This is a genomic window from Myxococcaceae bacterium JPH2, assembly GCA_016458225.1.
Classification (GTDB): domain Bacteria; phylum Myxococcota; class Myxococcia; order Myxococcales; family Myxococcaceae; genus Citreicoccus.
Genome location: JAEMGR010000039.1, coordinates 1 through 25238, shown reverse-complemented (window position 1 = coordinate 25238; position 25238 = coordinate 1). Strand labels below are relative to the sequence as shown.

General features: G+C 69.4%; 18 protein-coding genes. 8 read left to right on the top strand and 10 right to left on the bottom strand.

Annotated features, from left to right (window positions below):
• The first annotated feature begins 2 nt into the window (after positions 1-2).
• The 6 genes from JGU66_33330 to JGU66_33305 all read left to right on the top strand — a co-directional run bounded on the left by JGU66_33330 (position 3) and on the right by JGU66_33305 (position 10347).
• Positions 3-2753: an ATP-binding cassette domain-containing protein gene (locus JGU66_33330; GenBank protein ID MBJ6765663.1), complete on the top strand. Its 2751-nt coding sequence runs from the start codon at positions 3-5 to the stop codon at positions 2751-2753.
• Positions 2750-4861, top strand: coding sequence for an ABC transporter ATP-binding protein (locus tag JGU66_33325; GenBank protein ID MBJ6765662.1), 2112 nt, complete (start codon positions 2750-2752; stop codon positions 4859-4861). The genes JGU66_33330 and JGU66_33325 overlap by 4 nt, the downstream gene beginning before the upstream one ends.
• Positions 4858-6351: a TolC family protein gene (locus JGU66_33320; GenBank protein ID MBJ6765661.1), complete on the top strand. Its 1494-nt coding sequence runs from the start codon at positions 4858-4860 to the stop codon at positions 6349-6351. The genes JGU66_33325 and JGU66_33320 overlap by 4 nt, the downstream gene beginning before the upstream one ends.
• Before the next feature lie 6 nt (positions 6352-6357).
• Complete coding sequence (locus tag JGU66_33315) at positions 6358-8106, top strand: hypothetical protein (GenBank protein MBJ6765660.1); 1749 nt, start codon at positions 6358-6360, stop codon at positions 8104-8106.
• 8 nt (positions 8107-8114) lie between these two features.
• Positions 8115-9128, top strand: coding sequence for a phosphotransferase (locus JGU66_33310; GenBank protein MBJ6765659.1), 1014 nt, complete (start codon positions 8115-8117; stop codon positions 9126-9128).
• Between the two features lie 265 nt (positions 9129-9393).
• Positions 9394-10347 (top strand): hypothetical protein, encoded by a 954-nt coding sequence (locus JGU66_33305; GenBank protein MBJ6765658.1) that lies wholly within the window; start codon positions 9394-9396, stop codon positions 10345-10347.
• Between the two features lie 66 nt (positions 10348-10413).
• Here the strand turns inward: JGU66_33305 and nadE are convergent, their stop codons facing one another.
• The 9 genes from nadE to JGU66_33260 all read right to left on the bottom strand — a co-directional run bounded on the left by nadE (position 10414) and on the right by JGU66_33260 (position 21439).
• Positions 10414-11409 carry an NAD(+) synthase gene (gene nadE / locus JGU66_33300; GenBank protein MBJ6765657.1) on the bottom strand — a complete coding sequence of 332 codons (996 nt, stop codon included), beginning with the start codon at positions 11407-11409 and terminating at the stop codon, positions 10414-10416.
• Positions 11406-13004: an acyl--CoA ligase gene (locus JGU66_33295; GenBank protein MBJ6765656.1), complete on the bottom strand. Its 1599-nt coding sequence runs from the start codon at positions 13002-13004 to the stop codon at positions 11406-11408. Before JGU66_33295 ends, nadE begins: the two co-directional genes overlap by 4 nt.
• Positions 13001-14974 carry an asparagine synthase (glutamine-hydrolyzing) gene (gene asnB, locus JGU66_33290; GenBank protein ID MBJ6765655.1) on the bottom strand — a complete coding sequence of 658 codons (1974 nt, stop codon included), beginning with the start codon at positions 14972-14974 and terminating at the stop codon, positions 13001-13003. The genes JGU66_33295 and asnB overlap by 4 nt, the downstream gene beginning before the upstream one ends.
• 6 nt (positions 14975-14980) lie before the next feature.
• Complete coding sequence (locus JGU66_33285) at positions 14981-15229, bottom strand: acyl carrier protein (GenBank protein ID MBJ6765654.1); 249 nt, start codon at positions 15227-15229, stop codon at positions 14981-14983.
• Positions 15230-15321: 92 nt separating this feature from the next.
• Complete coding sequence (locus tag JGU66_33280; GenBank protein ID MBJ6765653.1) at positions 15322-15870, bottom strand: acyltransferase; 549 nt, start codon at positions 15868-15870, stop codon at positions 15322-15324.
• Positions 15871-15905: 35 nt separating this feature from the next.
• A complete protein-coding gene (locus JGU66_33275; GenBank protein ID MBJ6765652.1) occupies positions 15906-16448 on the bottom strand; it encodes an acetyltransferase in 543 nt (180 codons plus the stop codon).
• A 4-nt stretch (positions 16449-16452) separates the two neighbouring features.
• Entirely contained in the window at positions 16453-17316 is an 864-nt protein-coding gene (locus JGU66_33270; protein MBJ6765651.1) for a hypothetical protein, read from the bottom strand.
• Positions 17317-17419: 103 nt separating this feature from the next.
• A complete protein-coding gene (locus JGU66_33265) occupies positions 17420-19825 on the bottom strand; it encodes an ABC transporter permease (GenBank protein MBJ6765650.1) in 2406 nt (801 codons plus the stop codon).
• Between the two features lie 132 nt (positions 19826-19957).
• The gene (locus JGU66_33260; protein ID MBJ6765649.1) at positions 19958-21439 is read right to left on the bottom strand and encodes a mechanosensitive ion channel family protein; all 1482 of its coding nucleotides are present in this window, start codon (positions 21437-21439) and stop codon (positions 19958-19960) included.
• Positions 21440-21521: 82 nt separating this feature from the next.
• Here JGU66_33260 and holB point away from each other — a divergent pair, with 82 nt between their 5' ends.
• Both holB and JGU66_33250 read left to right on the top strand, forming a co-directional pair.
• Positions 21522-22553, top strand: coding sequence for a DNA polymerase III subunit delta' (gene holB / locus JGU66_33255; GenBank protein ID MBJ6765648.1), 1032 nt, complete (start codon positions 21522-21524; stop codon positions 22551-22553).
• Positions 22554-22561: 8 nt separating this feature from the next.
• Complete coding sequence (locus tag JGU66_33250; GenBank protein ID MBJ6765647.1) at positions 22562-23866, top strand: DNA polymerase III subunit delta; 1305 nt, start codon at positions 22562-22564, stop codon at positions 23864-23866.
• Positions 23867-23960: 94 nt separating this feature from the next.
• Here the strand turns inward: JGU66_33250 and JGU66_33245 are convergent, their stop codons facing one another.
• Positions 23961-25151 (bottom strand): hypothetical protein, encoded by a 1191-nt coding sequence (locus JGU66_33245; GenBank protein ID MBJ6765646.1) that lies wholly within the window; start codon positions 25149-25151, stop codon positions 23961-23963.
• Between the last annotated feature and the right edge of the window lie 87 nt (positions 25152-25238).

Genomic DNA, 25238 nt, shown 5'->3' with positions numbered 1-25238 from the left:
CCATGACTCCTCCCAGGCGCCGGCGCTCGATCATTCCCGAGGTGATCCAGATCTCGGCGACGGACTGCGGTCCCGCTTCGCTCAAGAGCCTGTTCGCGGGAATGGGCGTCGAGCTCAACTATCGCGTCCTTCGCGAGGTGTGTCAGACGGACGTCGACGGCACCTCGATCGTCACCTTGGATGAAGTCGCGAACCAGCTCGGGCTCGACGCCGAGGAGGTGATGCTTCCGCTCGATCACGTGGCGGTCCCCGAAGCCAAGGCGCTCCCCGCCATCATCGTCACGCTCAGCGCGGGAGGACGGCCGCACTTCGTGGTGCTGTGGAATCGCGTCGGCCCATTCATCCAGGTCATGGACCCGGCGGCGGGCCGTCACTGGACCCGGATTTCGACGCTGCAGCGCCACCTGTACCAGCACACCACGTCCGTTCCGGCGACCGGCTGGCGCGAATGGGCCGGGTCCGAGGAGGCGGTCGCGACGTTCGAGCGCCGCCTGCTGAACCTGGGGGCAACGCAGGCGCGGGCGCTGGTTGCCGGGGCGCTCGAGGATCCCGGCCATCTGAAGATCGCCAGGCTCGACGCCGCGTGCCGGGCGTCCGAAGCGATGATCCGCGCGGGCGCCATCCGTCGAGGCCTGACGGCGGCGGGCCTGCTCCAATCCATGATGGCGAAGGACGAGTCCGGCGAGGTTCCCATTCCCGCTGCCTACTGGTCCGTTCGCCCCAACCCCGAGGTGGACGGCGAGCTGTCGATGACCGGCGCGGTGCTGATGCGGGTTCGCGGGTGGCGCGAGGCTTCGCGCGCAGGCGAAGACGCGCCGAGAGCCGTGCTCGCGAGCGACCTGGCAACGGAGCTCGTCGCCCAGCAGGTGAGCCCCGCGCGAACGCTGCTCCGCCTGCGAGGCGAAGATTCGTGGGTCGTTCCGGGCCTGATTGCGCTGGGACTGGTGTTCGCCACCTTCGGGCGGCTCCTGCAAGCGCTGATGCTCCGTGGAGTGCTCGACCTGGGGCGCGACCTCGGCACGTTCGCGCAGCGCGCGACGGGCATGGCCGTTCTCGCGGGCGTCGCGCTCGGCATCATGCTCATCCAGATCCCCGTCTCACTGGGATTGCTCGGCATCGGCCGCCGGCTCGAGGTGCGGCTGCGGCAGGCGTACTTCGAGAAGCTCCCTGAGATGGAGGACCGCTATTTCCAGAGCCGGCTCGCCTCCGACATGGCGTCTCGCACGCACAACATCCAGGCGATGCGGTCGCTGCCGCTCCTGCTCGCGCAGGCCTTGGTCCTGTCGCTCGAAGTCTCGAGCCTCTCGGTCGCGCTCATCTGGGCCGCACCGCACGCGTGGGGCATCGTGCTCGCGCTCGCGGCGGTCACGCTGCTCGTGCCCCTGATCATGCAGAAGCTGCTCTTCGAGCCCGACCTGCGCGTGCAGATGCACGCAGGCGCGCTCAGCGGCTTCACCCTGAACGCGCTCGTCGGGCTCACGCCGATCCGGATCCACGGCGCCGAGCGGTCGCTGCGCCGCGCGCAGGAGACCTTGCTCGTCAGCTGGACCCAGGCGCGCTATTGGCTCCAGACGCTCTCGGTCGGGTTCGAAGGCGGGCTGATGCTGGTGAGCTACGGCCTCGTCATGCTGCTCGTCTATTCGTACCTGGAGGGCACCGAGCGGGCTTCGCTGGTGTTGTTGGTCGTCTATTGGGCGCTGCGGTTCCCCATCCTCGGCCAGCGGCTGATGGTGCTGAGCCGCGCGTTCCCGAATGCGATGAACCGGGTTCGCCGGCTCCTCGACGTCATCGGCGACGTCAAGGAGTCGCGGGCCCGGCCTGAGGCGTCAGCGCAGGAGCCTGTCGCGCCCGCGGACACCGCGAGCGGCGTTTCGATCACGATGGAGAAGGTCCGCGTGAAAGGCGGCGGTCACACCATCCTCGACAAGGTCTCCTTGAACATCGCCCCCGGCGAGCACGTGGCCGTCGTCGGTGTCTCGGGAGCAGGCAAGTCGACGCTGGTCGGCCTGTTGCTCGGCTGGCTCCGGCCGGCGCGCGGCGACATCAAGGTCGATGGGCAGGTGCTCGATCAGGCCGGTGTCGAGCGGCTGCGGCGCGTCACGGCCTGGGTGGATCCGGCGATCAGTCTCTGGAACCAGAGCCTCATCGACAACCTCCGGTATGGCAACGACGGCGCGCACGGCTGGTCGCTGTCTGGGGCGCTGAAGGGCGCCGAGATGCTCGACATCCTCGAGGCGCTTCCAGCCGGGCTGCAGACCTCGTTGGGCGAAGGCGGAGGGCTGGTCTCGGGCGGCCAGGGGCAGCGCGTGCGCCTGGCGCGCGCGATGCTTCGCTCCGGCGTGCGCCTGGCCATCCTCGACGAGCCCTTCCGCGGTCTTGATCGCGACCGGCGCGCGCGGCTCCTCGCCGAGTCCCGGCGGCTCTGGGCAGACATCACCCTCTTCTGTGTCACCCACGACGTCGAGCACACCCAGGAGTTTGATCGCGTGCTCGTGATCGAGAACGGTCGGATCCTCGAGAACGGGCCGCCGAAGGAGCTGCTCGCGAACAAAGAGTCGCGATACGCCGAGCTGCTTCGCGCCGACCAGGAGAACCGCACGCTGCTCTGGGGCGGTGGGCGCTGGCGCAATTGGTGGCTGGCGGACGGCCAGTTGGTGGAGAGGCCGGTGCCGAAGCCGGTGGAGACGCCGGTCGCGGAGCCCGTCGCAGGCGAGACAGAGCCCGTCGCAGGCGGGTTGGAGCTGGTGGGATGACGCGCCCACCCTCCGACCTGTTGTGGCCGGTCGAGCGACTGCCCGACGCGCTGGATCTGCTGGCGCAGAAGCAAGGCTATGGCAGGACCGCGGGCGATATCGCTCCGCCCGCGGCGGCCGTCGAGCCGAGCCGGGTCTGGATGTTCGCGCTCGGAGATCGCCTCGGCGTGGAGCTCGAGCCGATCACGCCGCTCTACCACGAGCTGCCCGATGTCCTCGAACGCGCCGCGCCCTGCATCCTCCAGGTCCGGCGAGACGGTGTCCCCTCCTATCTGGTGCTGCTGGGGACGCGGCGCGGGAAGCTGCGCCTGCTCACGCGCGACGGCATGGAGGTTCCGGTCCAGACGAAGCTCGCGCTCGCGCTCCTGCGCGAAGAGCAGGAGGCCACGGCCGCCGAGGTGGATCAGCTGCTCGGCGGCGTGGAGATGTCGCCCCGTGCGCGCGAGCATGCCCGCTCCAAGATGCTGCTGCAGCGGCTCGGTCAGGCGCAGCTGCGCACCGGCTGGATCATGCGCCCCCGGCGCACCGCGAGCCGGCGGACGCTGCTCGGCGACATCCCGTCGCTCGTCGTCGGCATCCTCGTGAGCCACACGCTCCTCTCGGTGGTGCTGGCGGGCTCGTTCTGGTTGCTCGGTCGTGCCGCGCTCCAGGCCCACCTGGAGACCGGCTGGTTCCTGGGGTGGATCGCCGTGATCGCCTGCGCCATCCCGTTGCGCATGCTCGAGGTGTGGTGGCAGGGCGTGTTCTCGATTCGCCTCGGAACGCTGCTCAAGCAGCAGCTGCTCGCGGGGACCCTCAAGCTGACCCCCGACGAGGTGCGGCTCGACGGCATCGGTCGCCATTTCGGCCGCGTCGCCGAGGCCGAGGTCGTCGAGCAGCTCGCGGTCGGCGGCGCCCTCCTCGCGGTGTTGTCGCTCGTCGACCTGGTCCTGGCGGGCGTCATCCTCGTGCTCGGGGCGGGCGGGTGGCTCCAGGCGACGGTGCTCGTGCTGTGGATCGGGGTCGCGTTCGTCCTCGCGCGCCGCCACTACGGCGTCCAGCGGACGTGGTCGAGCGCCCGCGTCGAGATCACCCACGACCTGCTCGAGCGCATGCTCGGCCATCGAACGCGTCTGGCGCAGCTCCCACTCGAGCGCTGGCATGATGGCGAAGATGTCCGCTTGAGCGCCTACTCCGAGCTCTCGAAGGTCATGGACCGCCGGACCATGCAGCTGACCGCGCTCCTGCGGGACGGCTGGTTGGTGCTCGCGCTGCTGACCTTGCTGCCGAGTTTCAGCAGCGGTACGGCCGATGCCAGCGCGCTGGCGGTGTCCGTGGGCGGCGTCCTGCTCGCGCTGAGAGCCTTCGACGAGGTCGCCGTCTTCTTCCAGCAGGTCTCCCAGGCCGCGGTGTCGTTCGAGCAGATCCGCGACTTGTTGCTCGCGGTGGGCCGCCCCGAGCTCGAATCGAAAGTCCCTCTCGAAATGGAGGGAGGCCAGCTCACCGACGCCGCGGGCGCAACCCTCATCGAGGCGCGGGGCATCACCTTCCGCCACGATGCGCGCACCCGGCCGGTGCTCGAGAACTGCTCGTTCCAGATCGCGCAGGGCGACCGCATCCTGCTGGAGGGCCCATCGGGCGGTGGCAAGTCGACGCTGGTCTCGCTGCTCACGGGCCTGAGGACGCCGCAGGGTGGGGTGATGCTGCTGCACGCGTTGGACCGCGCGACGTTCGGCGCCTCGGGCTGGCGCAAGCGCATCACCGCCGCCCCGCAGTTCCATGAGAACCACGTCCTGTCCGGCAGCTTCGCGTACAACCTCCTGCTCGGACGCGAGTGGCCGACCTCGCCCGAGCTGCGCGCCAAGGCCGCCGCGCTGTGCAAGGAGCTCGGGCTGGACGAGCTTGTCGCCAAGATGCCCGCCGGCCTCGAGGAGATGATTGGCGAGACCGGCTGGCAACTCTCGCATGGCGAGAAGAGCCGGCTCTACATCGCGCGCACGCTGCTGCAGGGGGTCGAGCTGGTCATCCTCGACGAGAGCTTCGCCTCCCTCGATCCCGAGACCATGCGGGTCGCGCAGCGCTGCGTCCTCAACCACGCGAAAGCCCTCGTGGTCGTCAGCCACCCATGAGACTTCGATTGACGCTCGCCCTCCTCGCGACGACCTGCGCCGGTTGCGAGTTCATCCGTCCCGTCGTCGTCCAACCGCCTCCGGCGCCGAGCCGCTACGCGACCTCCGTCGACCTGCGCACCGAGCCGCCCCAAGCGTCCAGCGCATCCGAGGGCGGGGTTCCCAGCCCGCAGCCGTCGAAGGAGGGCGTGCCCGCGCAGCCCGCCGAGCGCGTCACCCAGGACGCGGTCTGGTGGTCGGCGTTCGCCGATCCGGCGCTCGACACGGCCATTCAGGAGTGCTTCGGCAGCAACCTGGCCCTGCGCGACGCGCGGGAGCTGATCTACGAGAACCAGCTCGACCCCAACGTGCCGCAAGGTTGGTGGTACCCGCTCCAGGTCGGCATCCTCAACCCGGCGAGGCTGAGTCATGTCGTCTCCATCGTTCCGCCCGCGCCGGCAACCCAGGTCGAGTACAACATCGCCACCGCCGATTTCGGAGTGGCCTACCAGGTCGACCTGTTCGGGAACCTCGCGGCGCAGCGAAGCGCGGGGTTGAACTTCGCCGAGCAGCAGCGGCAGCTCACCGAGGGCCGCGTCCAGGACCTCGCGCTGCGAATCACCCAGATCTGGTTCGACATCCTCGAGGCCCGCGCGCTCCGGGACCTCACGCTGCGGCAGATCGACTCCAACAAGGAGCTGCTCCGGCTGATTCGAGCGCGGTTCGAGCAGCACCTCACGCCCCGGCTCGCGGTGCTGCAGCAGGAGCAGCTGCTGGTGAACCTCGAATCGCAGGTGCCGCTGATCGCCACCCGGAACGCGCTCTTGAACTCGGAGCTGAAGGCGCTGCTGGGCCGGGTCCCCAGCCCCGCGGACGACATCGTTCCACTCGAGCGACAGCTTCCCGATCTCCCGCCTCCGCCACAACTCGGAACGCCAGGCGACCTGAACGTGAACACGCCCGAGATGCGGCTCGCGCAGCTGCGCGTCGCCGAGGTCGGGCACCGCATCAACGCGAACCGGGCGAGCTGGCTTCCGACCATCGAGCTGGTGGGCAGCGTGGGCGCCGCGAAGGTCGGCTTCTCGGAGCCGGTCCTTGGCCAGTCCGTCGTCGGGCTCAATCTGACCTGGGCCCTGTTCGATGGACGGCGATTCACCGAGCACTTGCGATTGCCAATCCAACTCCAGCGTCGCCAGGTCCAATACCAGCTCGCGCTGCAGACCGCGATCGGACGGGTGCAGAATGCCGTGGTCCAGGAGGAGAACGAGGCGACGAGCCTGCGCAGCCTGCGTACGCAGGTCCAGCTCGGGCGGCAGCTCCTGGACGAGGCGAGGCGGATCTTCGAGCAGGGGCAGTCGGACTATCTGACGGTGCTCACCGCCCTGACGAATCTGATCGGGCTCGAGCGCGCAAGTCTGCAAGCGCAACGGCTGCTGCTCAACCATCGCGTCGAGGTCTATCGCTCGCTCGGCGGCACCTGGTCGCGCGACGTCACACTGAAGCGGGAGTGAGAAGCCATGGCACAGCTGCAAGCGGATGAGTTGCTCTACATTCCCAATCGAAGGCGGCTCACGCACGACCGGCTCGACGCCGGGAATGGCCAGCAGGTCCTGCACCTCTTCTATGGCGAGGTGGAGCTCATCTTCGACGAGCCGGACCTCGCGCCCTTGGGCGAGAAGCTGCTCCAGGTCGAGCAATTTCACGCCTCCGACGCCATGGCGTGGTCGGACGGCGCGCCCCATTCCTGGGAGAAGATCCGGGAGCTGCTCGAAGCATTGATCGAACAGCGGGTGTTGAGGCGGGTCTCGGATGCGCCCACGGGCCGCACCTCGGTGTCCTTCCCTGAGCGGCTGGGTGAGGTGCCAGAAGGGCGTGCGCCGCTCACGTTCAGCGCCCACGACAATCGTTGCCCCGTGCTGACCGAACAGGCGTTCGGACGGGCGTTCGAGCTGTCGAACCTCGAGGTGGTCGTGCCGGTCTACCGCGTGGCGCATCCGGCGATCGACGGTGACGGCCGGCAAGTGGGCGAGAACAACGTCGCACCGCGCACGTTGTTCCTCGATCTCCCCACCGTGCGCAAGCAGTGCCAGTACGCGGGGAGCCGGTACCAGAACGAGCGCCCGATGAACGTGACGGCGATGAAGGCCATGGCGCGTCAGTGGCCGGAGCTGCTCTCGTTGACCGAGCAGTTCCGCAAGGCCTTCTTCGCGCGCATGCCGCCCCGGACCCCGGGGGTGCTCACCGCGGGCGAGCTCCAGATCATGGTCGTCTGCACGCTCGCGTCGGTCGGGTACGTGCTGGTGAGGGGCACCGATCCGGTGCCGAACGGAGCGCTCGACAGCGGGCTCGCGGCCATGTTCCGGCTGATCGACGGTGTTCGCCTGGTCACCAACGACCTGGTGCGCGATGCCCCCGAGCAGCCCGTCACCGCGCAAGGCATCGTGGACTATGCCGAGCGTCACGCGGTCTTCCATGGTCCGCACGGCGTGTGCGCCGGGCCGCCGGCGCTCATCAACGAATACCTGCAGGTGTTGACCGGCTCGGCCCCGGCACCGATTGATGCCCAGCCCGACATCGCGGCGCGCCTCGGCGATCTCGACGCCGCGCTCGATTACGGCCTGCTCGGGCAGCGCGTCGAATCGGTGGTCCGCTTCCTCGGCGCGACCCAGGGGCTGCTCCACGAACGGCTCCGGGCCGCGTTCGCTGGACACCTCCCACGCACCGCGCTGCAAGAGCGCGTGGAGGCGCCGATCGACGTCGAGCACTACCCGTTGCTCCGGGACGACTTCCCCCTCGCCGAGACCTACCAGCGCGAGATCAACCTCAGCCGCTGGTTGTTCGCGCGCATTGGCGAGGCGTTCCCCGGCACGCCACAGGGCACCTCGCTGGACGGGCTGGCGAAGCTGGATCCCGCCGAGCAGGCCACGAGCCGGCGGCGACTGGCCGAGCTCTTCGCGCACGGGCTGACAAAAGACGTGGTCGTGGCGGAGCCCATCCTCGGAGAGCTCGCGGACGTCGCGGCCAACGCGTTCGCCCTGGAGCGCCGGTGCCTGCGCGTCGTCGAGCGCGAGCAAGCGATGCTGAACCAGCGGCTCCGCCGACCGGATCACCCCCTGACCGGCATGGACCTGGCGGTGTTCACGCGGCCGCGCAATGGCCCCCCGTTGGCGGAGACCCTCGCGCGCGGCCTGGGGGTCTCGGTCACCAGCGACTCTGCCTCGACCGTGCTGGGCTACGGTGAGAGCAGCCTCACGTTGAAGGACTAGAGGGTTCGATGCATCCAGAGCTCGTCCGCCGCTTCCATGAACCGATTCGCGATGAGGCTGCGCGCCGATATGGCCTATCGCCCGAACAGCTCACCGAGCTCGCGGCCTTCGAGAACTTCGTCTACGAGGCGGAGAACGACGACGGCGAAGGCATCATCCTGCGCATCTCGCACAGCACGAGGCGAACGATTGACTACACGCTGGGCGAGGTCGAGTTCGTTCGATATCTGGCCGCCGCGCGCATTCCCATCGCCTCGCCCGTCCTCTCCGATTCGGGGCAGTTCGTGGAGCGGATCGAAGATCGCGAACCCGGCAGCTACTTCGTCGCCACCGCGTTCGAGCGCGCGCCGGGCATCGTCTTCGACGACGCGCCTCCGCTCAAGGAGCGCTACTGGAAGGCCCCTCTGTTCCGCGACCTGGGCCGGCTGTTCGCGCGGCTCCACAACCGCGCCGAGACCTACGCGCCTTCGAGCCCCAAGCTCAAGCGCCAGGAATGGCATGAGTATGACGTGGTCGACATCGACCGGTTCGCGCCCCCCGAGGAGAAGCTCGTTCGCGAGCGCACCAAGGCGATCATCGCGCGCTTGAACCGGCTACCGAAAACACCGGAGAGCTACGGGCTGATCCACGCCGATCTCCACATGCACAACTTCTGCTTCGCCGAAGGGAAGATCACCGCGTTCGACTTCGACAACTGCGAGTACGCGTGGTTCGTCAAGGACATCGCGGTCCTCCTCTTCTACATCGCGCGAGGCGAGGTTCGAGAGGCGCGCGACGAAGCGGTCGCCGCGTTCCTGGGGCCGTTCCTCGAGGGGTATCGGGAGCTCCGACGCATGGAGCGCGAGTGGCTCGCGGCCGTGCCGGACCTGCTCGCGCTCCAGCGCTCGATGAACTACGCGCTGTTCCACCAGTATCGCGATCCGGCTGTGCTCGACGAGAGCACGCTCGACCGATGGGGGCGGTTCCGGCGCGACATCGAAGCGGACACCCCCGTCCTGCAGATTGATTTCAGCGCCTATTGATTTGGTGCCAATGATTCGCGCAGGCCATCCGCGGTGGGGGCGGGTGGCTTGCGCGTACCGCGGTCTCCAGTCCGAAGCGCAATCGACGGTTGCCTTTGGACCGCGCACGCAATCGGCTGCGCTCCCGGATTGAGTGCTGCTTCCACGAACTCAATCGCTTTCGCGCCGTCGGCCACCCGCTGCGCCAAGAGGCGACCCGCTTCCGCGCCATCTTGTACGTCGCGGCCATGATTCTCTGTCTGCGCCAATCAGGGACTGCTCCTGGATTTGCGGGATGCGATGGCTCATTGCTTTCGCGTTGTGTCTCTCCCTGGCCTCGGCCTGTGCTCACAGTCCCGAGGCGTCGACACCTACAACCTCCGCCTCACCTCTCTCGGCGGGCGCTGAGACTGCCGCCGAGCTGCCCTTCATGGAGCCCCTGGCCGCGCCCATGCCGGGGCGTCTCGAGGCCCGTGCCGGCACCGCGCTGATGGGCCAGAACAAGCCCGAAGAGGCGCTGGTGCTCTCCACGCGAGCCTGGAGCGCCGGGAACCGGGAGAGCGACACGGCCTATTGGGCGGCGTGTGCCACGGGGCGACTGGGGCGCAAGGCGGAGACCCTGGCGTGGTTGTCCAAGGCGGCGGAGACGGGCTATCGGGACGTGGCGTGGATGAATCAGGACGATGACCTGGCGCTGCTGCGGGGCGATCCGGAGCTCAAGGCCCTGGGCGAGCGCATCGCGAAGATGCTGGAGGAGTATCCCGGCTCGAACGCGGAGCTGCGGCGCATGTTCGCCGAGGACCAGGCGATGCGCCGCCATCTCCCGCAGAAGCCCACGCCGGAGCAGGTCGCCGCGTTCGTGGCGAAGGACCGCCAGCACCTGGCCCGAGCCAAGGAGATGGTGGCCCATGGCGACTTGAAGACGGCGGAGGACTTCCTGTCCGCGGGCTTCATCTTCCAGCACGGAACGACGCTGGAGCGCTACGCCATGGCCCGAGACATGGGCGCCGAGGCCGCGCGGCGTGGCCACCCCCGAGGGCTGTGGCTGACGGCGGCGGCGTGGGATCGGTGGCGCATGGATGCCGGAAAGCCGCAGCGCTTCGGGACGCAGTTCTTCGGGGCGAAGGGCGCCAGGCAGTTCTCGCTCTACACCATGGACCCGCGCGTGACGGATGAGGAGCGCGCGCGCTGGGGCTTTGGTCCCGTGAAGGAGGCGCCCCAGGCCCGGACGTTCCCGTAAGGCGACTCGGGAGCGAGAGGCCGCGAGACGCGCCGAGGAACGACGCGTCTCGTGGGCCCGAAGTGCTCAGCCAATCTTGAACGGCGTCAGCTCCGGCACGGGCTCCAGCAGCAACGGCGGCGCGTGCAGGTACGCGGTGGTGCGGCGCTTCTGCTCGATGTCATCGAACACGCGCTGCACCTGCTGCGGCGTGAGGTCCATCTGCGCGGAGACCTCCTCGGGGGACACGCCATGGTTCTTCGCCCAGAGGATGAGGTCGAGCTGTGAGTAGTGCACGGAGAAGTAGAAGTCCTCCTGCGACTGCTCCAGGCTGAACGTGTCGGTGGTGGGCTCGCGGTTGAGGATGCCGTCGATGACGCCCAGGTGACGCGCGAGCTTGTACGTCTGCGTCTTGTAGAGGCTGGCGATGGGCTTCACGTCCGCCGCGCCGTCGCCCAGCTTCACGAAGAAGCCCTGGTCGTACTCCAACCGGTTCGGCGTGCCCGACGCGGCGAAGTTCAGCCGGTCCGCGTGGTAGTACTCCATCATCTTGCGCACGCGCTGCTTGAAGTTCGTGGCCGCGACGATCTGCACGTAGGCCTGCGGCGTGAGGCGGAAGCGCTGCTCCTCGCCATTCACCTGCACCACCACGTAGAAGACATTCAGCGCGTCGGTGTTCAGCCGATCGCCGTGCATGACGATCTTCCACTTCATGTCGGGCTGGAATCCGGGAAACACCGAGCGCACCGCCGCGTCGCGCTGCGAATAGCACCCCGCGGCCTCCAGCACGGGCGCGATGTCCACCAGCGTGTGCTGGATGCCCAGGTGACTGCACAGCTCACGGCCGAGCTGTGAGGACAGGCCGCTGGAGTCGCGCTCCGGCAAGAGCAGACCGAAGACGCGGTCGGGCCCCAGGGCACGCACCGCCAACGCGGCCACGCAGGCCGAGTCGATTCCTCCCGAGATGGCCACCACCAGGCCGCGCCGCCGCAGCTTGCGCAGCACCGCCTCTCGCAGCCCTTCTGCCAGCGAGGCCGCCTTGGCTTCCCAGTCCAGTTCCAGCACCTGCTTGGAGAACTTCATGTCGAGGACCTCGGTTGAGGGGGTGAGACAGGAGTCGTGAGTCGGGTTCGCAGCTCGGCCTTGAGCACCTTGCCGTTGGGCCCGCGTGGCAGCGCGTCCGTGAACACCACGTGGCGCGGCACCTTGTGGGCGGGGAGCGACTCGCGACAGAAGCGCCGCAGGTCGTCGTCCTTCACCGCCGCCTCGGGACGGAGCACCACCGCCGCGAGGGCCGCCTCGCCGCCCAGCTCGTCGGGCACGCCCACCACCGCCACTTCCTGCACGGCGGGGTGGCGGGCCAGGGCGTGCTCCAGCTCCGCGGGGCTGACGCGGTGTCCGCCAATCTTGAGGATCTCCTTCGCGCGGCCCACCAGGAAGAAGAAGCCGTCGGGGTCCTGCCACGCGAGGTCCCCCGTCCACAGCCAGCCTTCGCGCAGGATGGCGGCCGTGTCCTCGGGGGCGCCGAGATAGCCCGGCGTCACGTTGGCCCCGCGCGCGACCAGATGTCCAGTCTCTCCGGTGGGCACAGGAAGCCCGTCCTCGCTCACCACGCGCAGCTCCACGCCCGGAATGGCGATGCCAATGGAGCCCGCCTTGTCGTGCGCGCGCTCGGGCGGCAGGTAGCTCAGGCGCGCGGTGGCCTCGGTCTGGCCATACATGACGAACAGCTTCGCGGGGTGGAACGCTTCACGCACCCACCGCACCGTGTCTGGCGACATGCCTCCGCCGGCCTGGGTGAGGTATCGCAATGACAGCCTCGCGAGGGCCTCGGGCGCGCCTTGCCGCCGCAGCAGCTCGAAGGTGAGGGGCACGCCCGCGAAGCCCGTGCAACCTTCGGTGGCCATCGCGTCCAACACCACCTGCGGGTACATGAAGCGCGGATCCAGGAACACCGAGCCGCCCGCGAGCAGGTGCGTCTGGAGCACGCTCTTGCCGTAGCAATAGTGCAGCGGGAGCACGAGCATCGCGCGGTCGCGCGCGGACAGGCCCAGGTACTCCACGATGGAGCGCGTGTTGGCCGCGATGTTCCCGAACGTCTGCACGACACCGCGAGGCGTGCCCGTGCTGCCCGAGGTGTAGACGATGGCGGCGGCCGTATCCGATGCCGCCGGAGGCAGGGCCTCGAGCGGCGCTTCGGGTGTCTCCGCGCCGAGCGCGCCGTCCTCTTGAACCCACGCGCTCGCCGCGCTGCCCAGCAGTCCGAGCAGCCGCTCCGGGGGCGCGGACGGATGCACCACCCACAGGTGCGTGAGCTGCGCGCGACCCGCCCACTGCCGCGCGTCCTGGCCGAAGAAGAACGCATGCCGCGCGCCTGTCTGCGCGACGATGGTGTCCAGCGTGCTCCCGCTCGTCGTGCGCTCCAGCTCCACCGCGCATGCGCCCAGCGCCTGCACCGCCAAGGAGGCCACCGCGGACGCACAGCCCAGCGGCAGCGCGATGAGCACGCGCACCCCGGGACCCACGCCCGCGCCGCGCAGCTGTCCGGCCAGAGCCCGCATGCGCGTGGCCAGCTCCCGGTACGTCAGCCGAGTCCAGGGCGAGTCCACCGCGGGGGCATCCGGCGTGGTGCCCGCGTGAGCCCAGACCCAGGCGGGCGCGGTGTCCGGTGTGCTCATGCGGCCTCCAGCGCCACGGCCTCCACGTCCGCGGACGGAGGCGGAAGCGGGGACAGGAAGTGGTGGGCGAGGAGCTGCGTGGACGCCACGGCGAACAGGGCCATGGTGTCCGCCTCGCTCTCCGCCGCGTTGGGCGCCCGGAGCTTGGCGACGAGCCGCTCCACCTTGCGCGCATCGAACACGCCGGTGGCGGCCACGGCCTCGGGCGCGAGCAGCTCGCGACACCACGCGGGAGCCTCGGCGCCCACCAATGCGCCCGCGATGGGCGCGCGGTAGGGGAACTTCTGCCGCTCCAGGATGGACGCGGGCACCTTGCCGCGTGCATAGCGCTTGAGCAGGTGCTTCTCGTCCAGGCCGCGCAGGCGCAGGCGCTCGGGCACGCGCGCGGCGAACTCCATCACCGTGGTGTCCAGGAACGGGAAGCGTCCCTCCACCGCGTTGCCCAGGAGCATGCGGTCGCCCTGCGCGGACAGCAGGTATCCGGACAGGAGCGTGCGGGCCTCCAGGTACTGCGCCCTCGCCAGCGGGCGCCACTGGCCCACGTGCGCGGGCACGGTCTCCAGCAGCGAGGCCACCGGATCCTCATCCGCCACGCGGGCCGCGAACTCCGGCGCGAGGAAGCGCTGGATGCGCCCGCTGTTGGACCAGCGCACCAGGTGCGAGAAGGCCAGCGCCCCCGGCTCCTCCAGCCCTTGACCGTAGAACTCGCGCAAGAGCTCCACGCCTTGCTGACTCACCGACAGGGTGGGGTAGAGCTTGCGCAGGAGCAGCGGACGCCAGCGCGACTGCGGCGCGCGCGCCCAGAACTGGCGGACCTTCGTCTCCTTGAAGAGGTCGTAGCCGAGGAACATCTCATCCGAGCCCTCCCCGGTGAGCACGACCTTGATGCCGTTGTCGCGCACCCAGGCGCTCAGCCTGAGGAAGGGCGCGGGCGCGGAGCGCATCATCGCTTGCTCGGCGTGGAAGATGACGCCCGGCACCAATCCGCCGATGTCTCCGTCCCGCATCTCCACCACGCGGTGCTCGGTGCGCAGCTCCTGGGCCACCGCGGCTTGATGGCTGCGCTCGTCGAAGCGCGCGTGCGCGAAGCCCACCGAGAACGTGCGCAGCGTGCCTCCGAGCTGTCGCTGCGCCAGCGCGCACAGCAAGCTCGAGTCCAATCCGCCCGACAGGTACGCCGCCACGGGCACGTCCGCGCGCAGGCGCAACCGCACCGCGCGCTCCAGCACTTCGTCCAGTTCCTCCAGCAGCCGAGGCGCGTCCTCCACGGGCTCGGGCGTCACGCCGAAGTCCAGGTCCCAGTAGCGCTGGAGCGTCAGCGTGCCGTCTCGCCAGCGCGCCGTGTGCGCGGGGGGCAAGAGCGACACGCCCTCGAACGACGTGCGCGGCGCCACCGGAGCCCAGAGCTGGAACGTCTGCTTGAGGCCCCGCGCGTCCAGCTTGGGCGTCACGTGCCCGCTGGCGAACAGGGCCTTCATCTCCGACGCGAAGGCCACCTGTCCGTCTGGCAGGTGCGCGAAGTACAGCGGGCAGATGCCCACCCGATCTCTCGACATCCACAGGGTGCGGTCGCGCGGATCCCACAGCGCGAAGGCCCACTGGCCCTCGAAGCGGCGCACGCAGTCCATGCCCCATGCCAGATAGGCCGCGAGGATGACCTCCGTGTCCGAGCGCGTGCGGAACGCGTAGCCCGACGCGAGCTGCTCGCGCAGCTCCACGTGGTTGAAGATTTCACCGTTGAAGACAAGCGTGACGCCCGTGGCCGCGTCGTGCATGGGCTGGTGCCCCGACGCGAGGTCCACGATGGACAGCCGCGTGTGTCCCAGCGCCACCCCATCCAGGAGCCGCGCTCGCTGCGCGTCCGGCCCCCGGTGGCGGAGGCTGGCCGTCATCTGGCGCAGCCGCGCCGCGTTCGGGCCGCGCATGGCCGCGCCGCCCTCCGCGTAGGTGAACCCCGCGATGCCGCACATGACGGGTCAGCTCGCCTTCGCCAGCGCCTGCTTGCGGCCCACGAAGGCCACCACGCGCGAGAGCGAGTCCAGGTTCTCCGGCACCAGCTCCTTGTCGTCCAGCTTGATGCCGAACTCCGACTCCACGAAGGCCACCAGCTCCATCATGCCCGTGGAGTCGATGAGCCCCTTGCGAAGAAACGAATCGTCGTCGCCGAACTCATCCACGAAGAAGGTGTCGACGATGAAGCTCCGGATGCTGTCGCGTGTGCTCACGGTAGGGTCCTATCGTTTGTGCGGTGAAGGGATGATCGAGGAGAGAAAGACGGCGGCGGGGCGTTTCCTTGAGTCCCACCGCGAAGGGGGCGTCAGGTGCCTGTGCCGCGGGCGACCAGGTCCATGCTCATCGTCCGCGCGGGATTGCCCATGGCCAACATGTCCGGCGGCACGTCATGCGTCACGATGCTGCCGGCGGACACCACCGAGCGCGCGCCGATGCGCACGCCCGGCATGAGGATGGCGCCATGCGCCACCCAGACGTCATCCTCGATGACGATGGGCGCGGTGCGCTGGCCGTCGCGATCGCAGATGCGCACGAACGAGGCGAACATGCACCGCTCGCCAATGGACACCGACTCCCAGGCCTCCAGCGACACGCCGTAGTTGAAGTGCGAGCTGGCCCCCACCACGAGCCGCGCGCCGGGGTGACACGTGAGTGACGTGGGCACCATGCCTCCCATGAAGCTCAATCGCTGACCCAGCTCCACCACGCCCTGATTGTCGACCACGACGCGGCCGTAGGTGGCCACGCCCCAGTCCACCTGACAGTCGCGCAGGAACCACTTCGCGCGAAGAATCCCCATGGCGCGCTCGGCGCGAGGGCGGAACTGGTCACGCATCTCGGCCAGTTGGGCCATCACGAGCGCCGGGTGCAGCGGGAAGGTGGGCGCATTCATCCTGGCTCCTCCGTGCGCAACACTCGGGCGGGTGACCCCCCCACCCGGACTCCCGAGGGAATGCGCCGAGAAACAACGGTGCCGGGTGCCAGCCGGGCGCCTTTCTGCAGGTGGGTCCCGGGCAACAGGATGGAGCGGCTGCCCACCATCACGCCTTCTTCAATCGTGAGCGGCACCGAGGCGGGGCGCTCGTGACGATTGCCCCGCAGCGGGTGGTACTGGTTGTCCATCACCTTGCACCACGTCCCCAGTCGGCTGTGCGCGCCCACGGTGATGCACGACTGCGCCTCCAGGGAGCTGCCCCCCTCGATGGCCACGTCGTCCTCGAGCACGATGCGGCCGCCGCGCTGCGCGTGCAGCTCGATGGGCGCCACGCGGCCATCGAGCACCACGTGGTTGCCGATCACCACCTCGCCCTCGCCGTGGATCCACACCCGGCCCAGGACGATGGGCGCGAGTCCCACCGCCCGGCAGCGGTGAAGCTTCAGGCGGGCGAGGAGTGTTCCGAGCCCGCGCCTCAGCGGAAGGGTCGTGCCCATGGCGTCACGGCACGGCCTGGGCGGGAGTGGTGCGCGTGGCGGGTGGCAAGGCCGCCAGGAAGTCGATGAAGGCCGTGGCCAGGCGCGCCTGCCCGACCTCGTTCAGGTGGCCCCCGTCGTTCGAATACGCGGGCACCATCGCTGGATACGCGCGGCCGTTGAGCGCGTACGTCTCCGGTGTTCCATCCGGTCGGGTGGACTCCAGCGCGGCCAGGTCGAACAGCGGCTCCTTGCCCGCATACGTCTGGCGCATCAGCGTGTTGAACGCCTCGCGCGTGACGTTCTCGCCCACGCCCCACACGGAGCGGCCCATCAGCTCCTTGAGCCACGCCTTCGCGCCCGATTGCACGGTGGTGAGCGGCACGGTGACGTGCACGAAGGTGACTTGCGGATGGCGCGCCTTCAGGCCGTCCATCGTCGCGCGGTAGCGGGCGAACAGCGCGCGCGCGTCCGTGCGCACGTTGAAGTCGATGTAACAGAACTTCAGGAGCGCGATGTCCGTCTGCGCCGCCATCCCGTCGTCCATGTACCGCTCGAAGTCAGCGAGCTTGGACTCGGGCTGCTCGTTGTGGCCGAGCATCGCGTGCGCCAGCGTGCCCGGTGCGACGGGGGCGGTGGGCTCGCGCACCTCCTGCACCTTGGGGGCGGGCCCTCCACGCGCCATGAGCCGGCCCACGCCCTCGAGGATGTTGGCCCCCACCGACTGGTGTCCGAAGAAGACGCGCCTTCGCGACAGCTTCTCCAGTCCCGTGGGCGTGTCGGGGGTCGCCTGCGGGGGCGCGGCGCTTGCTGCGTGCAACGCCATGAGCAGCACGCCGGGAACGACGACGGCGCTCGCTCGGACAAGAAAGGTCCAGTCGCAGTGCATGGGAGCGTTTAATCGCTTCCCACGCTGGGCGTCAAAGGGTCGCAGGTGCCGCGAGTGCAGTGGCGAGCGTCACGCGTTTCCCACCATGCACGAGCCTCGAGGCCTACTCCGCGCGGAGGGCCACCGTGGGCGGCACCCGGCTGGCGCGCCACGCCGGCACGCCGCTGGCCAGCAGCGCGACAAAAGCCAGGGTCAATGCCACCCCGCCCAGGATGAAGGGCTCGTTGGCGTTCACGCCGTACAGCATGCTCGCCATGAGGCGCGTGCACGCGAGCGCGGCCACCACGCCCACGGCGACGCCCACGAGCGTCAGGCGCATGCCCTGGCCGAGCACGAGGCGCAGCACCGAGCTGGGGTGCTCTCCGAGCGCCAGCCGGATGCCCAGCTCCCGCGTGCGTTGACTCACCGCGTAGGCCATGACGCCGTAGACGCCCACTCCGGCCAGCACGAGCGCGAGCAGCGCGAAGCACCCCAGGAGTCGAGTGACGGCCATGGGACGTCGCAGCTCGTTTTCCAGTCGGGAATCGAACGGGCGCAGGTCCTGGACGGGCAGGGTGCTGTCCACGGCCCGAACCTCGTTGCGCACCGAGGACAGCATCGTCGTGGGCTCGCCGCGCGTGCGCAGCACCAGCGTCATGGTGGGCCATGGGAACTGCGTGAGCGGCACGTAGGACTCGGGCTTGGCCGGCTCGGTGAGGCGCTCGTGGCGCACGTCGCCCACCACGCCGATGATCTCCCGGTAGGGCTCCGCGTCCGTCCAGTCCACGCGGATCCGCTTGCCCAGCGGCTCCTCACCCGGGAAGTACCGCCGCGCGAACGACTCGTTGATGATGACCACGGGCGCCGAGCTCGAGATGTCTCCGCTTTCGAACGTTCTCCCGCTCCGCAGGGCAATGCGCATGGCGCGGAAGTAGTCCGGGGTGGCCACGCGCAGCTCGGTGAGCCAGCGCTGGCCTTCCGGAGGCGCGCCCCGCCCGTCGATGACGAAGTCTCCGTTGCTGTTGCTTCCTCCGAGCGGCGCGTCGTTGACGAAGCCCGCGGCCTCCACCCCGGGCAGCGTCGCGAGCCGCTGCCGCATCTGCTCGAAGAGGGCCGCGCGCCGGGTGAGGTCCTCGGGGCTCTGCGACAGCGGCTGCGACAGGCGCACCGTCAGCACGCCGTGCGGATCGAAGCCCAGGTCCACGTGCTGGACGTTGTCGAGCGTGCGCACCATGAGCACCGTGCCCACGAGCAGCACCAGCGCCAGCGCGAGCTGCACCGCCACGAGCCCGCTGCGCAGCGGATTGCTGGTGCCGGACACCGAGCGGCTGGAGCCCCGCAGGACGCCCATCGCGTCCACCGTGGACATGTAGAGCGCGGGCGCGAGCCCGAAGAGCACGCCGGTGCCCACCGACAGCCCGAAGCTGAAGAGGAGCGCCGTGCCGCTCAGCTCCATCGGCGCCATGCGGATCATGTTGGGCGGCAGGAGCGTGCGCACCAGCTCCAGGCCCCAGAGCACGAGCAGCATGCCCACGGCCCCACCGAGCAACGCGAGGAGGACGCTCTCCACCAGCGCTTGCTGCACCTGCCGCGCACGGGGAGCGCCGAGCGCGGCGCGGATGGCGCCATCGCGCTGCCGCCCGAGCGCGCGCACCAGCATCAGGTTGGCCACGTTCGCGCAGGCGATGAGGAGCACGAAGCCCACCGCGGCCCAGAGCGTCCAGAGGACCGGGCGCGTGCCCTCCACCAGCGACTCGCGCCACGACACCACGCGCACGCCATGGGGCTTCTCTCCGGCGTTCACGTGCGAGATGGGGCCCGCCACCCGCGCCAGCTCCGCGCTCGCCGTCTCCACCGTGCGTCCCGGAGCCAGGCGTCCCAGCACGGCCAGGTGGTGCATGCCGTGCCGCTGCGGATCCATCCACTGCGGCACCCACACGTCGACGTCCTCGGTGTACTCCGGGAAGGAGAAGGACTCGGGCAGCACCCCCACCACCGTGTGGCTGCGCCCGTCCAGCACCAGCGTCTGGCCCACCACGTCCGGCGCCGCGTTCATCGCGCGCTTCCAGAAGCCGTGGCTGATCATGACGCGCGAGGAGGGCGCGGCAGCCGGGGCGTCCTCCTCCGTGAAGTCCCGGCCGAGCGAGGGCGTCACGGCGAGCAGCGTGAAGAAGTTGGTCGTGACGCGACCGCCCCGCACCCGCTCCGGCGTGTCGATGCCCTGGCGGTTGTAGTCCACGTGGTCAAACGCGGCGAGCTGCGAGAAGGCATGCGTCTGCTCGCGCCACCCCAGCAGCTCGGGCTGGGACACGGAGGCGCGCTCGATGGCCTCCTGCGTGTCCCAGATGCGCACCAGCGACTCGGCGCGGGGGAAGGGCAGGGGGCGCATCAGCACGGCATGGATGGCGCTGAACAGGACGGTGTTGGCCCCGATGGCGAGCGCCAACGTCAGGGCGGCGGCCAAGGTGAAGCCGGGGGTGCGCGACAAGGTGCGCAGCGCGTAGCGAATGTCCTGGCGAAGGGTGTCCATGTCCGTCCCACAGAGCGAATGCCGTGCCAAGGCTCCCCGCGCGCGGCCTGACTCGGGGCGGGTCCAGGGAGATGCGGGCTTCTGGGGGGGGAGCGCTCGGACCCGGGACAGCGATTCCCAGAAGCGGACAGCCTACTCGTGGGCGAGACCGAAGATCTGCCGCAGCCGCCCCAGGATCCTGCCCGCCTCGGGGGTGGGGTCCACGCTGGCGCCATGCGCCTCGGCCACGGCGCGAAGCTGGGTGCGCCGCTGGGCCAGCAGGCGGGACAGCTGCCCGGCGAGCTGCGGATGCTCGGAGAAGAGCCGCCCGAAGGTGGGCCGATCCAGCTCCAGCAGCACCGAGTCCTCCATCGCCACCACCGTGGCGGCGCGCTTCTCGCCCGTGAGCAGCGACATCTCCCCGATGTAGCTGCCGCGCCCCAGCCGGGTGACCTCCGCCTGCGCCTTGCCCGCGCGCACGCTGACTTCGCCGGAGCCCACCACGTAGAAGGTCCGGCCCTCCTCGCCCTCCTGGATGATCCGCTCGCCGCGGCCGAAGCGGCGCACCGCCACCTCGCGGCGCAGGCGCTCCAGCTCCGAGGTGCCCAGCGGGCTGAACAGGTCCACCGCGCGCAGCAGCTCGTGAACCGTCTCCTCGGACAGCTCCAGGCGCCGCGTCTCCTGACGCACGTGCACGGTGCGCTGGGGGAACGGGATGTCGATGCTGTCGCGGCGCAGCCGGTACCACAGCCGCGTGTGCAGCTCTTCCTTGACGGTCTCCGCCAGCGTGAAGTCCGAGAGGAAGAAGCGCACCATGTAGCGCACGCACGACTCGTCGAAGGACACCGTGCGCGCGAAGGGCGGAGGCTCCACGAGGATGTGCGGAATCTCCTGGGCCACCTCCACGAGCGCCTGCTTCACGCGGTTGGGCGGCGCGTCGTACGAGAGCCCGAGCGACACGTCCACGCCCACCGGCTCGTGGCGCTGGGAGTAGTTCTTCACCTTCTCCTTGGCCACCATGCCGTTGGGCAGGGTGATGAGCTCACGCCGGAAGGTGGCAATCCGGATGGAGCGCCAGCCCAGGTGCACCACGCGACCGCTGTGCTCGCCGATGTGGACGATGTCGCCCACCTCGAAGGGGCGGTCCAACTGGAGCGACAGGCCCGCGAAGAGGTTGCCCAGCGTCTCCTGGAGCGCCAGACCGATGACCACCGACAGCACCGCGGACGTGGCGACGAGCCCGGCCAGGTCCAGGTTGAGCTGCGTCTGGAGGATGGGCACCGCGGCCAGCGCGTAGAGCGTGAAGTCGATGACGTCGCGGAGGATCTTCGGCGTGGTGCCCGGAGAGCGCAGCCGCCACAGCTTGAGCCCGATGCCCACCCCGGCGCGGATGACGCCAAAGGCGAACATCAGCATCCACGCCACGCGCACGAGCTTCAGCGCCGCCTTGTGCGAGGTGTCCGGCAGCGCCCACGCGGCCAGCCGCAGCACCACGAAGGCGATGATGAGCCGCAGCGCGCCCCGCAGGTCCCGGCGCAGGTCCTTGTCGGAGGTGGCCGCGAGGGCGCCCAGCAGGAGGACGGCCAGCACGGCCCCCACCGCGAGGGAGAGATTGCTCTGAAGGAAGGGAAGCAAGTCACGCGAATCTCACCGTCCCCCCAGGCCCAGGTCAATGCGGCGGTTGACGTGTCCGGCGCGAGCGGGGATACACCCCCCCATGACGCTCGCCTCCGTGCTGGGACAGCCCCGCGCGATTGATTCACTCCAGGCGGCCCTGCGCGCGGGCGCGGTGCATCACGCCTGCTTGTTCGCTGGGCCTGAAGGGGTAGGGAAGGAGCGGGCCGCGGTGGGGTTGGCCATGGCCCTGACGTGCCCGGAGCGGCCCGACGTGGGCTGTGGCGAGTGCGGTAGTTGCACGCGCATCGCCCGAGGACTGCACCCGGACGTGACGTGGCTCATGCCGGATGACGAGCGCGTGTCGCGCGGACTCGCGGGGCGCTCGGATTTCACCGGCACGCCGAGCCGTGAGATTCGCGTGGAGCAGATCCGCCAGCTCCAGGAGCGCGTGGCGTTGCGCGGCCTGGAGTCGCGGCGCAAGGTGGCCCTCATCGTCAGCGCCCAGGCGATGAACGTGCAGGCGCAGAACGCCTTCCTGAAGACGCTGGAGGAGCCGCCCGCGGACACCACGCTCATCCTGGTGGCGAGCGCCATCGATCGGCTCCTGCCCACCATCCGCAGCCGGTGCAGCAAGGTGCACTTTGGACCGCTGCCCGCGGCGCTCATCGCCCAGCGGGTGCAGCAAGAGCGCAAGCTGGACGCGGCGACGGCGGGGCTGGCCGCGGTGATGTCGGGAGGCAGCCTTGGGCGCGCGCTCGCGTTGGACCTGGATGCGCTGGCGGAGCGCAAGGACGGGGTGACCGCCTTCGAGTCGCTGCGCGGTGACGACATCCCAGCCCTCCTGCGGTTCGCGGACGCGCACGGCGGTTCGCGCGACGACGCGGAGGGCATGCTGGACCTGTTGCTCTTGTGGACGCGCGACGTGGCGCTGGCCAAGGCGGGCGGTGAGCACCTGGCCAACGCGGACCTGGTGTCCCTGGCGCGCGAGGTGGCCGCGCGCACTTCCGAGGCGGGGCTGCACCGTCGGCACGCGCTGCTCGAGTCGGCGCGGACGGCCATCGTCGCGCGCAACGGCTCGCCGAGGCTCCAGTTGGAGCGGATGCTCATCGAACTGTTCCTGGAGGCGCGGTGAGCGCGGACATGGACGAGGTGTTGAAGGAGGTGAAGGACGGCCGCGTGTGGCCGCTGTACCTCCTGTGGGGCGAGGAGTTCCTGGTGCGTCGCGGCGCCGACGAGCTCGTCAAGGCGCTGGTGCCAGATGCGGCCATGGGGCTCAACCTGGTGGCGCTGGACGCGGCCTCGCCGCGCGAGGTGGCGCAAGAGGTGGCCACCCTGCCGCTGTTCCCCGGGCGCAAGGTGGTGTTGGTTCGCGACCCGGAGTTCCTCGCGCCCAAGAAGGGACGTGGCGACGCGCTGGCCAAGGCGCGCGAGGCGTGGAAGGCGGGCAAGCGCAAGGAAGGCGCGCGGCGGCTGCTCGCGCTGGCGGGGCGAGCGGGCTGGGGCGTGGAGAAGTTGGATCCGAACGCGGCGGGCGCGCCCACGGTGGAGCAGTGGAAGGACGAGCTCAACGTGGAGCTGGCGGACGCGGACCTCGCGTTCCTGAAGGAGGCCGCGGCCTTCTGCCGTGAGGAGCGGATCAGCGCGCCGGAAGGTGACGCCTCGGCGCTGTTGGACCTCTTGAACAAGGGGGTGCCCGCGGGGCACGCGCTGGTGCTGGCCGCCACGGACGTGGACTCGCGCAACCCGCTGCTCAAGTTCGCCCAGGACAAGGGGCGTCTGGTCGAGCGCAAGGTGGCCGCGCGCCACAAGGACCTGGACCTCACGGAGCTGTCCCGCGAGTTCCTGGCGCCCTTCAAGAAGAAGCTGGGGCCCGGAGCGCTGGAGGGGCTCAAGGAGCGCATCGGCGGCAACATCCGCCTGCTCCAGTCCGAGCTGGAGAAGCTGGCCACCTACGCCGACGGCCCGACCATCGACGCCTCGGACGTGGCGTTGCTGGTGCATCACGCGCGCGAGGAGGAGTTCTTCGAGCTGACCGAGGCCCTCCAGAAGCGAGAGCTGCACGCGGCGCTGGCCTACGCGGAGGACGCGATGGGGCAGGGCACGCACGCGCTCCAGTTGTTGGGGGCGGTGGCCTCCATCGTGCGGTCGCTCCTGGAGAACCACGCGTGGCTGGAAAAGTACGCGGGCGGCACGCCGCCTCGCACGGGCCGCGACGTGGAGGCCCGCATCCTCCCGAAGCTGGAAGCGGAGCTGAAGGCCACCAAGCGCAAGATGCCCAACGCGTGGGCGCTTGCGTTCGGCATGCAGGCGGCGGCGCGCTACGAGCGCCGCGAGCTGCTCGATGCCGTGGTGGCCTGCGCGGACGCGGACCTGGCGCTCAAGTCCTCCGGCAACGGCCGCCTGGTCATCGAGCGCCTGCTCTGGACGGTCTGCGAGCGGACCTGAAGGGTTGAAGCCGCAGCCCGGTGCGCGAGCGGCCCCCGGGCCCCACCCCATTGCCTGTCACGAGGCACGAAGGGTGGGGCTCACGGGGAGGACCTCAGGGCCAGAGCAGTGCCAAGCCCCAATTCACGTGGCGGTTCTCATCCGTCCAAATGCCGGAGATCAGTATCTTCCCGTCTGCGCCAATCGAGATGGCGTCGAGAGTCAAGAAGTGATGCTCGATTTCGGTGTGGATGCCGAAATCCGTGTCGAGGGTGCCATCGGTTCGGAGTCGAGCAATCAGAGCCCTGTATGAGGTGCTATCGGCAGTGCCGGGGTTGGTGTTTACCGCGAAATAGACTCGACCCTCGGCATCCACTGCGATGGCCGTGGATTGGAGTTCGGACACGTCGGTCTGCGCGGTTGCGGCGAGGTCTACTTTCCCGTTCGTTCCGAAGCTCACATCCGGCGTCCCCTGGGCGAGATACCGAGAGAGGGACCTCTTATCGCTATCGAGGACGAAGAAGGCGTTGTCCGCACTCATGTAGATGGTGCCGCCCACATCAAGGAGGGTCCCTGCGCTCGCGAAACTCGGATCAAGTACCCCGGAAGAAGTGAGCCGGATGAGCTTCCGTGGTGTGCCCTGCGCTGTGTTTTTACTCAACGCCACGAGAATCCGGCCGTCGGACTGGGCGGCGAACGAGGACAGACCAAAGGAAGGCTCGACCAAGTAGATGCCCTGTACCCCGAAGTTGAGGTCGAGTTCACCGCTGGGTGTCGCCTGGAGCAGGACGCTGGACGTGGCGGCGAGGACGGCGCCTGAAGCAAGGCTACGCACTCCAACGGCATGGTCTAGCGGCAAGCCCGTAAATTTGCGGCACCCCGAATCACCGAACGATGCATCGTCGCTCCCATCGCTCGTAAGGTGACGGCAAACAGTCATGTAGGTGCTTTTGTCAAAGGCGGTAAAGACGGTCAGCAAGCGTTGCTGCGCGTCGACGGACATGAACCCGCACGCATACAGTTGGTCACCAACCGTTGGCAGTTTGAGTTCAGCACCCAGCGCGTCGTACTTGCGGATATAGGCTGCGGCCCGAGCATCGCGACTGTTGACGTACTGTTTCCCCCTCGCGATGACCTCTCCGGACGTGAGGATCTCCACCTGCGTCTCGATCTCTGGGGTCGCCCTCGGCCATCCCTCGACGACAGTCCCGGACTTGGAGGGGACAGGTTCCGAAGGAGCAGGCTCCGAGGAGTTGCAGGCCGCGAGGAGAAGGAGCAGGGGCCAGTAGTAGCTGCGCTTGTTCAAGAAGTACTCCGAAAGGTCGAGGCGGTGCCGGGGAGCAGGCACGTGTCCTGCGCGCCCCGCCTGATGCGCGGCGAGCCAGGATTCGCG

Bases quoted from the DNA above. Each gene is read 5' to 3' on its own strand.
- JGU66_33325 (MBJ6765662.1), top strand. From the start codon at position 2,750: ATGACGCGCCCACCCTCCGACCTGTTGTGGCCGGTCGAGCGACTGCCC.
- holB (MBJ6765648.1), top strand. From the start codon at position 21,522: ATGACGCTCGCCTCCGTGCTGGGACAGCCCCGCGCGATTGATTCACTC.
- JGU66_33320 (MBJ6765661.1), top strand. From the start codon at position 4,858: ATGAGACTTCGATTGACGCTCGCCCTCCTCGCGACGACCTGCGCCGGT.
- JGU66_33270 (MBJ6765651.1), bottom strand. From the start codon at position 17,316: ATGCACTGCGACTGGACCTTTCTTGTCCGAGCGAGCGCCGTCGTCGTT.
- JGU66_33330 (MBJ6765663.1), top strand. From the start codon at position 3: ATGACTCCTCCCAGGCGCCGGCGCTCGATCATTCCCGAGGTGATCCAG.
- nadE (MBJ6765657.1), bottom strand. From the start codon at position 11,409: ATGAAGTTCTCCAAGCAGGTGCTGGAACTGGACTGGGAAGCCAAGGCG.
- JGU66_33295 (MBJ6765656.1), bottom strand. From the start codon at position 13,004: ATGAGCACACCGGACACCGCGCCCGCCTGGGTCTGGGCTCACGCGGGC.
- JGU66_33275 (MBJ6765652.1), bottom strand. From the start codon at position 16,448: ATGGGCACGACCCTTCCGCTGAGGCGCGGGCTCGGAACACTCCTCGCC.
- JGU66_33280 (MBJ6765653.1), bottom strand. From the start codon at position 15,870: ATGGCCCAACTGGCCGAGATGCGTGACCAGTTCCGCCCTCGCGCCGAG.
- JGU66_33265 (MBJ6765650.1), bottom strand. From the start codon at position 19,825: ATGGACACCCTTCGCCAGGACATTCGCTACGCGCTGCGCACCTTGTCG.
- JGU66_33310 (MBJ6765659.1), top strand. From the start codon at position 8,115: ATGCATCCAGAGCTCGTCCGCCGCTTCCATGAACCGATTCGCGATGAG.
- JGU66_33315 (MBJ6765660.1), top strand. From the start codon at position 6,358: ATGGCACAGCTGCAAGCGGATGAGTTGCTCTACATTCCCAATCGAAGG.
- JGU66_33250 (MBJ6765647.1), top strand. From the start codon at position 22,562: ATGGACGAGGTGTTGAAGGAGGTGAAGGACGGCCGCGTGTGGCCGCTG.
- asnB (MBJ6765655.1), bottom strand. From the start codon at position 14,974: ATGTGCGGCATCGCGGGGTTCACCTACGCGGAGGGCGGCGCGGCCATG.